Below are 14,044 nucleotides of genomic sequence, written 5' to 3' on the forward strand. Positions count from 1 at the left end.
TCAATGCCCTCGGCACTGCCGAGATCATTCGCGTGGCATAACGCCAGCGGGGTAAGGGGAAGTCATGCCTCAGGCGTGAGTTCTGCAACAATGCCTTATGGATGCCTCCGCCTGACGGTATCGCAATCTGCCAGTGCGATGAGTTATGCTCAGGCGACGGCTATCGTTTCCGTGGGGGCGAGTGTTTCCAGGCAAGGGTCGCCATCGCCTGAAATCGCTGGAAGATTCAAACGCCAAGGCACATGGCTGTTCCCGCCGCCTTTTTTGACGGGCTTGTGCGACCAACGATCAACTTTGGGCAGGACTGGGAGTGTGATGAACTAGCGTATATCCGGGTTGGCCCATGCGGGGTTCAGATACGGTTACGCATTGAAGCGTCCTCGTACCTTATTGCAAAGTGATGGCGGGTGGCAAATCACTGCGGAACATTCCGTCGTCCTTTCTCGAGGTCACGGACGGCCATACAAGTCAGCTTTGTGGCTGCTTCTTCGGTAGGGAATGAGCCACGGGTCTTGATCGATTTTCGGATCACCCTGTTCAGGCTTTTGATCGCATTCGTGGTGTAGATGATCTTTCGGATCTTGTCAGAGGGCAGATTATTTGCTCCGATTTGACCGCTGATGGCATTGGCGATCCAACCGCCCTGCCGAACTTGGCCGCCCAATTTCGAACGCCCGCCTGAAATCTGTCTCGGCTAGGACGCGTTCCGACTTCCACGTGCTCGGTGCAAAAGCGCCACGAATGGGCCGGATTGACGGGTTCATGCCTTAGCGGATCAGGTCGGCCAAATCACGGAGCTTGGTCCATGCCTCTGGTGCGCGGTCGGCGAGGGGCGTTTCATCCTGCATCGACTGAACGAGCTGGCCGGTGGCGATCAACACGGTGCCTGCGAAGAGGTCAACCATGGCGCGGCTTTGCCCGGTCATCCGATGGGCCAGAATGTCGGCGAGATCCGAGTGCAGCAGCTTAAGCGAGGCTTCGTGCGCGGCGCGCAGTACCTTGTTGTCGCGTAGAAGTTCGTGCAGCAACAGCATGATGTCCCGATCCTCATCCAGCAGCGCCAGATGGGCGCGCAGCAGATCGGTCAAGTCCTCGGCCAGCGAGCCGTGGCCCGTGTTAAAAGCCGCGATTGCCTTTTCGGGAAAGCCGGGCGGCCGGGCGACAATCGCCGTTTCCTTGTTCGGATAATAGTTGAAGAATGTGCGCAGGCTGATCCCCGCCCGGGCGCTGATCGCTTCGGCCGTTACGCTGTCCAAACCTTTGGTAGTGCAGAGTTCAAGAGCCGCGAGCCGAATGTCACGGCTGGTCTTTTCCTGGCGACGCTGCCGGAGGGTCGGGGCCATGGGTGAAATCTCCGTGGTTTTGCGGCAGTCTAGACATGAATTGCACGCCGTGCAAGAAGTGCGCTGGATGCAATTTGTGTGAGTCGCGCTTTGATGCCGTGGGCCGCAGATCCGAAAGGAAACGGGATGTTGAGACCTGATCGCATAGCCATCGGCCGGTTGCCGATAGTCGTCGTTGCGGTGTTTGCGCTGATGTTGCTGGCACTAAGCGGGCAGTGGGCAAAAGCGCAGGGCATGACACCCGGGGGAACAGGAAGCGCGACAGAAGTGGGCGTCATCACCGCCGAGACGCGGAGCATTCCCTATTCTGTGACGCTTCCGGGCCGCGCGGTTGCCTATCAGTCGGCGAATATCCGACCCACAGTCGAAGGCATCGTCGAGAGGGTCAGTTATGATTCCGGCGATCGGGTACAGGCAGGGGATCTGATGTTTACGCTGCAGCGGGAGCGTTATGCCGCCGCCGTTGCCGCCGCGCAGGCCGAAAAGACTGGCGCAGAGGGGGCAGTGACTTCGGCGCAAAAAACCGTGGAACGGTATCGCGGACTAGCCGGTGGGGGGGTCACCCAGGCCGATCTGGATGAGGCCGAGTCAACGCTGTTGCAGGCCAAGGCAACGCTGAGTGCAGCCGAATCCTCGCTTACCGTGGCGCAGCTTGATCTGGACGGCACAGAGATCCGCAGCCCGATTGACGGCGTTCCGTCGGTGTCCGAGGTCTCCATCGGTGCCATCGTCACTGCAAACCAGACGGATGCACTGGCCACCGTGACGCGGCTGGACCCGATATATGTCGATATGACCGAATCCAGCGCGCGCATGCTACGCGTGCGCGATAGGATGAGCTCCGGTGAACTGACACGCGGTCAGACGTTCAAGGTGGCCCTGACGCTGGAAAATGGCGTGTTGTATGATGGTGAGGGCACATTCGTCAGCCCCGGCACACAGGTCTCCACCACCACCGGTACACTGGATCTGCGCCTGCAGTTCGACAATCCCGACCGTCTGATCCTGCCCGGTCAGTTCTTGCGTGTGAACGTGACACTGGGCACGACCGAGGCGATCCCGGTGCCGCAAAGGGCGACCAGCCGGGGCAGCGACGGGTTACTGACGGCTTTTGTCGTACGCGACGGCAAGGCCACGCAGGTCGTGCTGTCCGAGGTCGGCAGCTACGAAAATGCCTGGATCGTGACGGATGGCATCGCGCCGGGCGACAAGGTGATCGTGGACGGGCTGAAGAACCTGCATGCGGGTGCCGAAGTGATGCCAGTCGATTTGGTGATCGACGCAAGCGGCCTTGTGCAGGATGCCGCCCCCGCCGCCGCAGCTACCAAACCCTGACCCAGACCGGATAGGAGCCCCCCTGTGGCCAAGTTCTTCATACACCGTCCGGTCTTTGCCTGGGTGCTTGCCATCGTCACAATGCTGTCGGGGCTGTTCGCCCTGACCCAGCTCCCGGTGTCGCAATATCCCGACATCGCCCCGACCACGGTGCGCATTTCTGCGAGCTACCCCGGCGCCACCGCCGAGGCCGTGCAGAATTCGGTTACCACGGTGATCGAGGACGGGCTGACGGATGTGGAGGGCGTGCTTTACACTGTTTCGACCTCTTCTCAGGGTTCTGCCAACATTTCGCTGACCTTTGATGACAGCGTTGATCCGGTCGATGCGCAGAACGACGTGCAGACGCGTGTGGGCCAAGTCGAATCGCGCCTGCCGACGGCTGTGCAGACCGCTGGGGTGACGGTGCGCCGATCGACATCCTCCATTCTGATGGTGGGTGCCATTGTGTCTCCTGACGGGCAATATTCCACCGTCGAACTGGGCAATATCGTCGAAGAAACAATTCAGGGCCAGATACAACGCACGGCGGGTGTGGGGGGTATCAATTCCTTCGGATCGGGCTATGCCATGCGGATCTGGCTTGATCCGCTAAAGCTCGCTCAGTTTCAGCTGACGCCTTCAGACGTGACGTCGGCCGTGGCGGCACAGAACACGACCGTCTCGGTCGGATCGCTTGGCAACCAGCCGACGACGCAGGGACAGCAGTTCACTGCAAGCATAACGGCGCAGAGTCAGCTGACATCGGTCGCCCAATTTGCTGGGATCCTGCTTAAAACCGATGAGGGTGGCGCAGCGGTGACGCTGGGCGACGTAGCGACGGTCGAAATCGGGCAGGAATCCTATGGGTCTTCGTCGTTTTTCAACGGGTTGAACGCCGCCGGGTTCGGCGTGAACCTTGCCACAGGGGCGAATGCGGTCGACACCGCGACAGCGGTGCGCGCGACGCTGAAGGCGTTGGCCGGATCGTTGCCCGAGGGGGTCGAAATCAGGATCGCCTATGACACTTCGCCCTTTGTCGAGCTGTCAATCGAGCAGGTGGAACACACCTTGTTCGAGGCGATTGCGCTGGTGTTTCTGGTGATCCTGGTCTTTTTGCAGAACTGGCGCGCAACGCTGATTCCGATCATCGCGGTGCCTGTGGTTCTGCTGGGCACCTTCGCGGTGCTGGCGGCTGCGGGCTATTCCATCAACACGCTGACTATGTTCGCCATGGTTCTGGCCATCGGCCTGCTGGTGGATGACGCTATCATCGTGGTGGAAAACGTCGAACGCATCATGGAAGAGGACAGAATTGGCCCGGTCGAGGCGACGGAAAAGAGCATGGGCCAAATCACCGGCGCGCTGGTCGGCATCGCGTTGGTGCTGTCGGCGGTGTTCCTCCCGATGGCATTCTTTGGCGGGTCCACCGGCGTTATCTACCGCCAGTTTTCACTCACCATCATCACCGCCATGGTGCTGTCGGCGGCGGTGGCGCTGATCCTGACACCGGCGCTATGCGCCAGCCTTCTGCGCCCGACTGACCCGGACAAGGCGATCGCCCCGGCGCGCTGGTTCAACCGGGGATTCGACCTCATGACCAGCGGTTATACCGGCTGGGTCACACGCATTCTGCGTCGCCCGATGACGATGATCGTCCTTCTGGTCGCCGTTGGCTTTGGTGCGGCGCAGGTCTATGGCCGGATCACGTCGTCGTTTCTGCCGACCGAGGATCAGGGTGCGCTGATGGTGATGATCTCGCTTCAGGACGGGGCAACGACTGACCAGACGGCGGTTGCGCTGGATGAGGTAGAAGCCTACCTTCTGAGCGAAGAAATGGACGCGGTGTCGTCGGTGTTTGCCAATCTCGGCTTCAGCTTTGGCGGCACTGGGCAGAATTCGGCTATGGCCTTTGTCTCTCTGCGCGATTTTAACGAACGGCAGGACGAGGGTCTTCGCGCGTCTGCCGTGGCCGCCCGTGCCAATGCGCATTTCGCCGGATATCGCGGCGGTCAGATCATTTTCATGCAGCCGCCCGCGATCCCCGGTCTAGGCAATTCCTCGGGCTTCACGATGTATCTGCTGGACCAGTCCGGCGCAGGGGTTGACGCCCTGACCGAGGCCGCCGATCAGCTTGTCTCCAACGCCGTCAGCGCGACTGAAGTGCAGAATGTGCGCACCGGCGGGGCAACCGACAGTGCGGCGCTGCGCATCGACATCGATCAGCAGAAGGCAGAAAGCTTTGGTTTGAACCTTTCCGAAGTGAACGCGATGCTGTCGATCATCTTTTCCGGGACCGAGGTCAACGACTTCATGCTTGGTACCTCCCTACGGCCCGTGATCGTCGAGGCTGCGGCGCAGTACCGCATGCAGCCGGAGGATATCGACACTTGGTATGCCCGCAATGGCGCCGGAGAGATGGTGCCTTTCCCGTCCTTCATGACGACAAGCTGGCAGCCGGTTGCCAATTCGCTGGTTCGCATGGATGGTTCGAACGCGATCGAAATTTCCGGGTCCGAAGGCACCGGCGCCAGTTCCGGCGACGCCATGGACCGAATGGAGGCGCTGGTGGGCGAACTGCCCGGTGGGTATGGCGCCGCGTGGACCGGCCTATCCTATCAGGAACGTCAGTCCGGCAGTCAGGCGCCATACCTTTATGCCCTGTCGGTGCTGGTGGTGTTCCTGTGCCTCGCCGCGCTTTATGAAAGCTGGTCTATCCCTGTTTCCGTCATGCTCGCTGTGCCGATCGGGGTTCTGGGCGCACTGCTTGCGACATGGCTGTTTGGCCAGCAGAACGACGTTTATTTCAAGGTGGGGCTACTGACGACCATCGGCCTGGCCGCCAAGAACGCCATCCTGATCGTCGAATTTGCCCGCGATCTTGAGGCTGCTGGGGCCAGCGTGGTCGAGGCAGCGATTCAGGCGGCCCGCCAGCGGCTGCGACCCATCATGATGACCTCGCTTGCCTTTATGCTCGGTGTGCTGCCGCTTGCGACGGCAAGCGGTGCGGGGGCGGCGGCACAAAAGTCCATCGGGATCGGTGTTCTGGGTGGGATGTTGCTGGCGACAGTGTTGGGTATCTTTGCCGTGCCGGGCTTTTATGTGGTGATCCGCCGGATCAGCCTGCGGCGCAAACCAAAGACGGCCAGATAATCGGATCGGTGGTCGGCCCGCTGTCAGTTGCCGAACATGGTGTTCGGGATCAGCAGCGCGATCTGCGGAAAGGCGACGATCAGCGCCAGACCGACGATCATGGTGATCAGGAAGGGCGTCACCCCGCCGAACACGGTCATCAGCGGCACGTCGCCGGCGATGCCGCGCACGACAAAGACGTTCAGGCCGACGGGCGGCGTGATCATCCCCATTTCGATCACGATCACCGCTACGACACCAAACCAGATCGGATCAAACCCGAACTGCAGGATCACGGGGAACATGACCGGCACCGTGATCACCAGCATCGACAGCCCGTCCATGAACATGCCCAGAACCACATAGGTTAGGATGATGACCAGCAGCGTGCCATAGGCACCAAACCCCAGTGACGACAGGCCTTCGCCCAAGGTGGCGGGGATCTGGGTGACCGCAAAGAATGGGTTGAGCACGTTGGCACCGATCACGATGGTATAGAGCATGGCCGAAGTCGAAAGCGTTTCAAGCACGGCGGTGCGGAACAGGGCAAAGGTCAGGCGGCGCTTGGTGATGGCCATGAAAATGACCAGCGCGGCGCCGACGCCGGAGGCCTCGACCGGGGTAAAGACGCCAAGGTGGATGCCGCCGATCGACACCACGATCACGCCCAGAAGCGGCGCGGCCTGACCAAGCAGCGGGACGGTCCAGATCGCGACCATGAACAGGACCATGAGCAGCAGGTCGGGAAGGATGCCTGCCATGAACAGGCGGCCGATGCTTTCCTGGGTCAGGATGGCGTAAAGGACAAAACCGGTCGAGGGTGGGATCAGGAAACCCAGCGTGCCGCCTGCGGCGATGGAACCGGTGGCAAGGCTGTCGGAATAACCTAGGCGCTTCATCTCCGGCAGGGCGACCTTGCCCAAGGTGACGGGTGTTGCAACGGATGACCCGGACACAGTGGCAAATGCCGCACAGCCGAGGACCGAGGCCGAGGCCAACCCGCCGCGAAACCGTCCGACCCAGGCAAAGGCGGCATCGTATAGCCCCCGGCTGAACCCCGCGACGGACGAGACGTTGCCCAGCAGGACAAACATCGGCACGACGATCAGGTTGTAGTTAGACACCGCCGAATAGCTTTCGGTCAGCAGGACGCCGCCGGCGCTGCGGAATCCTTCAAGGGTCCAATAGCCGAAGAACCCGACGCAGAGCATCGCAAAGGCGACCGGCGTGCGCAGGATCATCAGCGCAAAAAGTCCGGCGATGCCGACAAGGCAGACGGCGAAGGGGGTCATGATTGCGGGCCTTTGAACAGGATGACGAGCAGTTGTAGGGCGAAGATCAGCACGCAGATCCCGGTGCCCGCTGCGAGGATCGCGTAGAATGGCCAGATCGGCAGGCCGAGCATGTTGGAGATGTCGTCGTATTCCAGCGCATCAAGCGCCTTGTACGTCGCGCGCTGGCACAAGACCCCAAGGGTGAATCCCGCGAGGCAGCGCGACAGGATGTCGCCGATGAGACGGCCCCAGGCACCGATGGCCCTGTCGAGCACATCGACGCCCACGTGATTGCCGCGCGAACTGCAGTAGGGCAGGGCGCACATAACGAGGGCAACGGCAGTAAGCTGGACGATCTCGTTCACGCCCAGCATCGGGCGGCCAAAGCCGTAGCGCGTCACCACCCCGGCAAAACGACCCCCACGATCACCAGAAGGCAGATCCCGCCGATCCAGGTCAGAGCGAGCGTCGCCCGGTCGATATAACCCGACCAGGCCCTAGGTACGGCGGGAGCGGACATGGGGTCAGTCCGCCTTGAGTGCGTCGACGATGGCCTGCGCGTCGGCACCGATCTCAGCAACGACTTGGCCCACGATGAGGGCGGAAAAGTTCGTTGAACACGGCGGCTTCTTCGGCGGTCCGCTCGATGACTTCCTTGCCCTCCATTTCTGCAAAGGCGGTGATGCCGTTCGCGGTAACGTCAAGCTGGGTCTTGTTGGCAGGCAGGGATGCCTCCTGACCCGCCTCAACGACGGCTTTCTGGTTGTCTGCGGACAGACCGTCAAAGGCATCTTGGTTCATGATGATGTAGAACGGCGAGTTTGTCGCATCAAAGCCAAGCGTCAGGTAGTTGGCCACTTCGCCCAGACGGAAGGCGCGGGTGGCGGTGGTGTCGATCATCGCACCGTCGATCACGCCGGTCTGCATGGCGTTGTAGACTTCGGTCACCGGCATGGACACTGGGTTGCCGCCCCATGCGCTGACCTGAAGGCCCGCGTTGCGCGACGGAACAAGCTGCACACGGCGGTATTCCGACAGGAACAGGTCGATGTTGTTCCAGATATCCTGTGTGCCGGTCTCAGTGTTGGTGACGCCAGGCAGTTCTGCGATCAGGGTCAGCGGAAAGGTCGAGGCGGTGTAGCCCGGCAGGCTGTTCGCGAATTCGGCCACGTCATCGACGACGCGGGAATATTATTCGACCGGGCCCAGTTCACCGCCGTTATACAGCGTCACAGTCACGCCGCCGCCGGTCTTTTCCCCGACCAGATCGGCAAAGGGCTGGAAAGCGCCGCAACGTTGGGGGTGGGTTGGCGGCATGAAGTTGGCGAACTTCATGTTTTCGGCAACGGCGGTCGATGCCAGGGCGATGGCGCGGGAGATCCGAGCCGCGCCGCCCGATCCAATTAGAAGCCGCGCGCGCCGCATAAGTTCACGCTATACTTTGCCTGGCCTCTTCTGCGGCGGCGCGGATCAGATCTAGCATCAGGGCCTGCCCTTTGGTCGCCATCCAGCCCGCGCGGGTGGTCAGCCCGATGGGCCGCCGGGCCCAGTCGACATCAACGTTCAGGCGGGCCAGCAGGCCCTTGGAGATTTCGGCGTGGGACTGCGCGGTCGAGATGCAGCCCAGATGGTCACTCGCTAAAAGGATCTCGCGCATCAGCAGGATGGAACCGGTTTCGATCAGGCTGATGGGGGCGGTGCCATTGTCGAAACAGGCATCGAATTGCGCACGGGTGGGCGTGCCTTCGCGCGTCACGACCCAAGGCGTGTCGGAAAGGTCCGATGGTTTGAGGCCAGTGCGATCCGCCAGCGGATGATCCGGGCGGCAGAGGATGGTCAGCCGGTCGCTGAACAGCGGTTCTTGCACGATGTCCGCGATCGGCAGGGGATCGCGGAGCGCGCCAAGGATGAAATCGATATCCCCCCGCCGCAACCCGCCAAGAAGTTCGCTATAGGGGCCGTCGATCACCGTGATGTTCTGGATCGGACGCAGGGCGCGGAACTGCGTCAGCGCGTGGGGCAGGATGACCGACCGCGAGAGGGGCAGCGCGCCGACGACGATGCGGCCCACCTCCCTTCCATCCAGTTCAGCCAGATCCGCATCGGCCTGATCGAGTTCTGCAAAGGCCAGTTGCGCGCTCTGGCTAAGGGCGCGGGTCTGGCGTGTCGGAATGATGCCGTAAGAGGTCCGCTCAAACAGCGCGCGCACCGATTCCTGTTCCAACTGCGACACGGCACGGTGGACGGTGGGTTGGGCCAGGTTCAGGCGCAGCGCGGCGAGGGTAAAGTTCTCGGTTTCGCGAACGGCGATGAGGGCGGTCAGCTGTGGCGCGGTCGCCGTCAGCACCAGCCGGGGCGAAACGTCATCAAGCGCCGGGTCGAGCAGATCAAAGGCGCGCCGGACACGGTTCAGTAGCACATCGCCGCGCGGTGTTGTGAAAAAGCCGTGCCGGGTCCTGTCGAACAGCGCGCCGCCTGCGTTCTGTTCGAGCTTGTTCAGTGCCTGGGTCACGGCGGGCTGCGATACGTGGCAGCGGTCGGCGGCATGGGTCACCGATCCGGTTTCGGCCACGGCCATGAAAACCCTGAGATGACGCAGATTGCGCGAGATCATCGCATTTCTCCTGTGTCAGGTGTGACAGTCAGGCTGGTTCTGACAGTGATCCGCATCTCTGACTTTCCGTCCGGGGTTGCGTTGACCTATGCCATTCCGCAGGGGCGCGCACCATTTATCATAGCCAGAACTTATACCAAAGAACGAGCTTTCAAATTGAGCCTTACCGATGGACTGTGGGATGCATCGGGAAAGAAAATTCAGGAGCCGATCATGTCCGCCAAGAAAACCGCACTTGTCATTTCTGCACATGCCGCCGATTTCGTCTGGCGCTGCGGCGGCGCCATCGCCCTGCATGCCGAGCAGGGATATGAGGTCACTGTCCTGTGTCTTTCTTTCGGCGAGCGCGGCGAAAGCGCGAAGCTGTGGAAACAGGAAGACATGACGCTGGACCGGGTCAAGGACGTGCGCGGGGCCGAGGCCGAGACAGCGGCAAAGGCGCTTGGCGTGCATGAGTTGATCTGTCTTGATCTGGGGGACTACCCGCTGGATTTCAGCCGCGAGAACAAGATGAAGATCGTCGATGTGATCCGCAAGGTTCAGCCCGCCTTCATGCTGAGCCATTCGCAGTACGACCCCTACAACACCGATCACATGAACACGACCAATGCAGTGCTGGAATGCCGGATGATCGCGCAGGCCTGGGGCCACAACCCCGGCGAAAAGGTGCTGGGTGCGCCGCAGCTCTATCTGTTCGAGCCGCACCAGACCGAGCAGATGGGTTGGAAGCCGGACACCTTTCTGGACATCACCCCGGTCTGGGACAAAAAACGCGCCGCCATCGAGGCGATGCAGGGCCAGGAGCACCTGTGGGAGTTCTACACCCGCGTCGCCCAACAGCGCGCCAATCATTTCAAACGCAACTCGGGCGGCATGTCGGGTGGACGTGACTGCAAATATGCCGAAGGGTTCCAGTCGATCTTTCCGCGGACGGTCGACGAACTCTGAGCGACGGAAGGCGGGCGGATCTGCGTGCTATAATCAGGACCGTTTTTTCCAGGAGAAATGCCATGAACCAGATCGCGCCGGATACATATTCCAGGACTCAGAAGATGCTCCACTGGGGCGTCGTTGTTCTGCTCGCCATTCAATATTTGTTCTTTGACCACATGGGGCGGCTGTTTCATCAGACGATGGAGGGCGGCAGCCCGGTCTGGACCACGACATCGGTCGCTCATTCGATGATTGGCGCGGCTGTGCTGGCGTTGACCGCCTGGCGTCTGATTCTGCGCCGCAGTCGTGGCACCCCGCCGCCGCCTGCCGATGAGCCAGATCTGGCCACTAGGGCCGCCCGCGTCACGCATGTTGCGCTCTATGTCCTGCTGATTGGCCTGCCCGTTGTCGGCCTTGGTGCATGGTTCTTGGGAATTGGGTTCCTGGCGGAGGTGCACGAGATCGGCTCGACGGTCCTGCTCTGGGTTGTGGGTCTGCATGTGGGGGCGGTTCTGGTGCATCAGTTCTGGTGGAACACCGCCATTCTGCGTCGCATGACCTGACGCAACATCACTACCGGGAGAAACGACATGAGCGAACGCTGCCACGATCTGGCCCACCTGGGTCATGTCGAGATGCTCACCGATAAATTCGAGGAAAGCCTTGATTTCTTTACCCGTGTCTATGGGCTGAAACTATCGGCGCTGGAGGGTTACAGTGCCTATCTGCGGGCTTGGGATGACTATGAATTCCACACACTCAAACTGACCCGCAGCGAGAGCACGGGCGTCGCGCATATCGGTTACCGCGCAGAGTCTCCGCAGGCGCTGGACCGCCGGGTCAAGGCGATCGAGGCGTCGGGGTATTCGGTTCACGGCTGGACCGAAGGGGATCTGGGCCACGGCCCGGCCTTTCGGTTCGAAGACCCCTTTGGTCATGTGTTCGAGATCTATTACGAAACCAGGTGGTACGAGGCGCCAGAGGCCGACAGGCCCGCTCTCAAGAACGTCGCTTCGGCCTTTACCGGGGCCGCGCCGCGCCGGATCGACCACCTGAACCTGCTGGCCTCGGATGTGAGTGAATTCCGCCGTTTCATGGAGACCTGTCTGGGGTCGCGGGTGACGGAATACATCCAGCTTGATAACGGCCGTCTTGGCGGCTGCTGGTTCACGGTCAACAACAAGACCTACGATCTGGCCTGCACCGAAGAACACGGCGGCGGGCACGGCCGGTTCCACCATGTGACCTATGCCACCGATCAGCGCGAAGATATCCTGCGCGCGGCGGATGTCTTTCTTGAAAATGGCGTTCATATCGAAACCGGGCCGCACAAGCACGCCATTCAGGGCACGTTCTTTCTTTATGTCTGGGAACCTGCGGGCAACCGGGTCGAACTGGCCAATGCCGGCGCACGCCTGAACCTTGCCCCTGACTGGAAACCCATCTGCTGGACCGAGGCGGACCGCAAGAAGGGTCAGGCCTGGGGACTGAAAACAATCGAGACGTTCCACACCCACGGCACGCCCCCCGTTAAAAAGGAGGTCTGAGACATGACCATCGTCAAACAGAACATCGACCGCGCCGACAAGGCCATCATTGACGCGCTCGGCCGCGCCGGAGTCGCCACCGTGCACGAGGCGCAGGGCCGCAAGGGGTGCCTCGCCTCGCATATGCGGCCGATCTATTCAGGCGCTCAAATCGCCGGATCGGCGGTCACGATATCGGCCCCGCCGGGCGACAACTGGATGATCCACGTCGCTATCGAGCAGTTGCAGGAGGGCGACATTCTGGTGCTTGCCCCGACTTCGCCCTGCGATAACGGATATTTCGGTGACCTGCTGGCAACGTCTGCCATTGCACGGGGTTGTCGGGGGCTGGTGATCGACGCGGGCGTTCGTGATATCCGCGATCTGACCCAGATGGGGTTTCCCGTGTGGTCCAAGGCGATCAGCGCGCAGGGCACGGTGAAAGAGACGCCGGGGTCCGTCAACGTTTCAATCGTCTGCGCCGGGCAGGCCATTGATGCAGGGGACGTGATCGTGGCGGACGATGACGGTGTGGTCGTCGTCAAACGCGCCGAGGCCGAAGCCGTGATGAAAAAGGCGCAAACCCGGCTCGATGCCGAAGAGGCCAAGCGCAAGCGTCTGGCATCTGGCGAATTGGGGTTGGATATCTATGACATGCGCGGGCGTCTGGCTGAAAAGGGCCTTAAGTATGTCTGATCCCGCGATAGATGGCATTCCGTGTCTCTGGATGCGGGGCGGCACGTCAAAGGGGGCCTATTTCCTCAAGGCCGATCTGCCCGGTGATGACGCTGCGCGGGACGACCTGCTGCTGCGGATCATGGGGTCGCCCGATGCGAACCAGATCGACGGGATCGGCGGTGCGGATCCGCTGACGTCCAAGGTGGCCGTGTTGTCGCCTTCGACGCGGGCGGATGCCGATGTCGATTACCTGTTCCTTCAGGTCTTTGTCGATCAGCCGCTGGTCAGCGGCGCGCAGGGGTGTGGCAACATCCTTGCCGGGGCCGGTCCCGCCGCGATCGAACGTGGGCTGGTTGCGGCGGCGGGCGATGAAACCCTGGTGCGCATCCATATGCTGAACACCGGAGAACTCGCTTCGGCCACCATTGCGACGCCGGGCGGGCGGGTGGCCTATTCTGGTGCGGCAGCCATTGACGGTGTGCCGGGGCACCACGCCGCCGTGCCGCTGATGTTCGATAATACCGCCGGGTCGATGTGCGGCGAGCTGCTGCCGACAGGCAATGCGGTCGATGTGATCGACGGTGTGGACTGTACGCTGATCGACAACGGTATGCCCTGCGTGATTATGCGGGCCAGCGATCTGGATGTCACCGGTACCGAAAGCCGCGAGGCGTTGGACACCAACACCGTGCTGAAAGCACGGCTTGAGGCGATCCGGCTGATGGCCGGGCCAATGATGAACCTTGGCGATGTCACCGACAAGAGCGTACCCAAGATGACGCTTGTCTCTTCCCCGCTAACTGGCGGCGTGGTCAGCACGCGATCCTTCATCCCCCACCGCTGCCACGCGACCATCGGCGTCTTTGCCGCCGTCACCGTCGCGACGGCCTGCACCCTGCCGGGCACACCGGCGGCATCAGTGGCGATTCTACCCGTAGGTGCAATTTTCGCCATAGAACACCCGACCGGCGCGGCTGAGGTTCTGATAGAACGCTCGCTGTCAGGCGGGGTGACGCGCACGGGCACCATGCGTACGGCGCGCAAGCTGTTTGATGGACGCGTGTTTCCCCGCGCGTAACAGATTAAAACTACGGGGAAAAATTTGGTCAGGTGCGCTTTCTTGTCCGGCAAGTCAGACTGAAAAATTCCAAACGAGTTTTGGATTTATAAAATTCAACTCAACCGATCTCTTGTCCCCGCGGCAAGAATTAAATAACAACCTAAAACACT

At 61.4% G+C, this 14,044-nt stretch carries 14 protein-coding genes and 1 pseudogene; 7 read left to right on the forward strand and 8 right to left on the reverse strand.

Annotated elements, in window-relative coordinates; all coding sequences use genetic code 11:
- Nucleotides 1-415 precede the first annotated feature (415 nt).
- Nucleotides 416-580, reverse strand: a pseudogene (locus tag CHB75_RS19650) (transposase); the annotation flags it as partial.
- A gap of 187 nt (nucleotides 581-767) precedes the next feature.
- Nucleotides 768-1,343: a TetR/AcrR family transcriptional regulator gene (locus CHB75_RS19655; RefSeq protein ID WP_089273659.1), complete on the reverse strand. Its 576-nt coding sequence runs from the start codon at nucleotides 1,341-1,343 to the stop codon at nucleotides 768-770.
- A gap of 126 nt (nucleotides 1,344-1,469) precedes the next feature.
- On the opposite strand from CHB75_RS19655, the gene CHB75_RS19660 reads away from it, so the two are divergent.
- On the forward strand, nucleotides 1,470-2,678 hold the full coding sequence (locus CHB75_RS19660; protein WP_089273661.1) for an efflux RND transporter periplasmic adaptor subunit: 1,209 nt from the start codon (nucleotides 1,470-1,472) through the stop codon (nucleotides 2,676-2,678).
- Nucleotides 2,679-2,702: 24 nt separating this feature from the next.
- On the forward strand, nucleotides 2,703-5,810 hold the full coding sequence (locus CHB75_RS19665) for an efflux RND transporter permease subunit (protein WP_089273663.1): 3,108 nt from the start codon (nucleotides 2,703-2,705) through the stop codon (nucleotides 5,808-5,810).
- A 23-nt stretch (nucleotides 5,811-5,833) separates the two neighbouring features.
- On the opposite strand, the gene CHB75_RS19670 is transcribed toward CHB75_RS19665, so the two are convergent.
- The 6 genes from CHB75_RS19670 to CHB75_RS19685 are packed head-to-tail and all read right to left on the reverse strand — an operon-like array spanning nucleotide 5,834 to nucleotide 9,677.
- A complete protein-coding gene (locus CHB75_RS19670; protein ID WP_089273665.1) occupies nucleotides 5,834-7,081 on the reverse strand; it encodes a TRAP transporter large permease in 1,248 nt (415 codons plus the stop codon).
- Entirely contained in the window at nucleotides 7,078-7,467 is a 390-nt protein-coding gene (locus CHB75_RS19675) for a TRAP transporter small permease (protein ID WP_089273667.1), read from the reverse strand. The genes CHB75_RS19670 and CHB75_RS19675 overlap by 4 nt, the downstream gene beginning before the upstream one ends.
- Complete coding sequence (locus CHB75_RS22400; protein ID WP_281253243.1) at nucleotides 7,461-7,583, reverse strand: hypothetical protein; 123 nt, start codon at nucleotides 7,581-7,583, stop codon at nucleotides 7,461-7,463. The genes CHB75_RS19675 and CHB75_RS22400 overlap by 7 nt, the downstream gene beginning before the upstream one ends.
- 53 nt (nucleotides 7,584-7,636) lie before the next feature.
- Nucleotides 7,637-8,233: a TRAP transporter substrate-binding protein DctP gene (gene dctP / locus CHB75_RS19680; protein ID WP_245841079.1), complete on the reverse strand. Its 597-nt coding sequence runs from the start codon at nucleotides 8,231-8,233 to the stop codon at nucleotides 7,637-7,639.
- Nucleotides 8,234-8,254: 21 nt separating this feature from the next.
- The gene (locus CHB75_RS22200) at nucleotides 8,255-8,488 is read right to left on the reverse strand and encodes a hypothetical protein (protein WP_245841080.1); all 234 of its coding nucleotides are present in this window, start codon (nucleotides 8,486-8,488) and stop codon (nucleotides 8,255-8,257) included.
- Between the two features lie 4 nt (nucleotides 8,489-8,492).
- A complete protein-coding gene (locus CHB75_RS19685; protein ID WP_089273669.1) occupies nucleotides 8,493-9,677 on the reverse strand; it encodes a LysR family transcriptional regulator in 1,185 nt (394 codons plus the stop codon).
- Between the two features lie 213 nt (nucleotides 9,678-9,890).
- On the opposite strand from CHB75_RS19685, the gene CHB75_RS19690 reads away from it, so the two are divergent.
- The 5 genes from CHB75_RS19690 to CHB75_RS19710 all read left to right on the forward strand — a co-directional run bounded on the left by CHB75_RS19690 (nucleotide 9,891) and on the right by CHB75_RS19710 (nucleotide 13,892).
- Complete coding sequence (locus CHB75_RS19690; protein WP_089273707.1) at nucleotides 9,891-10,625, forward strand: PIG-L deacetylase family protein; 735 nt, start codon at nucleotides 9,891-9,893, stop codon at nucleotides 10,623-10,625.
- Between the two features lie 62 nt (nucleotides 10,626-10,687).
- Nucleotides 10,688-11,173: a cytochrome b gene (locus tag CHB75_RS19695; RefSeq protein WP_089273671.1), complete on the forward strand. Its 486-nt coding sequence runs from the start codon at nucleotides 10,688-10,690 to the stop codon at nucleotides 11,171-11,173.
- Nucleotides 11,174-11,200: 27 nt separating this feature from the next.
- A complete protein-coding gene (locus tag CHB75_RS19700; protein ID WP_089273673.1) occupies nucleotides 11,201-12,157 on the forward strand; it encodes a VOC family protein in 957 nt (318 codons plus the stop codon).
- A 3-nt stretch (nucleotides 12,158-12,160) separates the two neighbouring features.
- Nucleotides 12,161-12,832 (forward strand): 4-carboxy-4-hydroxy-2-oxoadipate aldolase/oxaloacetate decarboxylase, encoded by a 672-nt coding sequence (locus tag CHB75_RS19705; RefSeq protein ID WP_089273675.1) that lies wholly within the window; start codon nucleotides 12,161-12,163, stop codon nucleotides 12,830-12,832.
- Nucleotides 12,825-13,892 (forward strand): 4-oxalomesaconate tautomerase, encoded by a 1,068-nt coding sequence (locus CHB75_RS19710; protein WP_089273677.1) that lies wholly within the window; start codon nucleotides 12,825-12,827, stop codon nucleotides 13,890-13,892. Before CHB75_RS19705 ends, CHB75_RS19710 begins: the two co-directional genes overlap by 8 nt.
- Nucleotides 13,893-14,044: the final 152 nt, after the last annotated feature.

This window comes from Puniceibacterium sediminis (genome assembly GCF_900188035.1).
Classification (GTDB): domain Bacteria; phylum Pseudomonadota; class Alphaproteobacteria; order Rhodobacterales; family Rhodobacteraceae; genus Puniceibacterium; species Puniceibacterium sediminis.

Coding starts and splice junctions, on each gene's coding strand:
- CHB75_RS19655 (WP_089273659.1), bottom strand. CDS start 1,343: ATGGCCCCGACCCTCCGGCAGCGTCGCCAGGAAAAGACCAGCCGTGAC.
- CHB75_RS19660 (WP_089273661.1), top strand. CDS start 1,470: ATGTTGAGACCTGATCGCATAGCCATCGGCCGGTTGCCGATAGTCGTC.
- CHB75_RS19670 (WP_089273665.1), bottom strand. CDS start 7,081: ATGACCCCCTTCGCCGTCTGCCTTGTCGGCATCGCCGGACTTTTTGCG.
- CHB75_RS22400 (WP_281253243.1), bottom strand. CDS start 7,583: ATGTCCGCTCCCGCCGTACCTAGGGCCTGGTCGGGTTATATCGACCGG.
- CHB75_RS22200 (WP_245841080.1), bottom strand. CDS start 8,488: ATGCGGCGCGCGCGGCTTCTAATTGGATCGGGCGGCGCGGCTCGGATC.
- CHB75_RS19685 (WP_089273669.1), bottom strand. CDS start 9,677: ATGATCTCGCGCAATCTGCGTCATCTCAGGGTTTTCATGGCCGTGGCC.
- CHB75_RS19690 (WP_089273707.1), top strand. CDS start 9,891: ATGTCCGCCAAGAAAACCGCACTTGTCATTTCTGCACATGCCGCCGAT.
- CHB75_RS19695 (WP_089273671.1), top strand. CDS start 10,688: ATGAACCAGATCGCGCCGGATACATATTCCAGGACTCAGAAGATGCTC.
- CHB75_RS19700 (WP_089273673.1), top strand. CDS start 11,201: ATGAGCGAACGCTGCCACGATCTGGCCCACCTGGGTCATGTCGAGATG.
- CHB75_RS19705 (WP_089273675.1), top strand. CDS start 12,161: ATGACCATCGTCAAACAGAACATCGACCGCGCCGACAAGGCCATCATT.
- CHB75_RS19710 (WP_089273677.1), top strand. CDS start 12,825: ATGTCTGATCCCGCGATAGATGGCATTCCGTGTCTCTGGATGCGGGGC.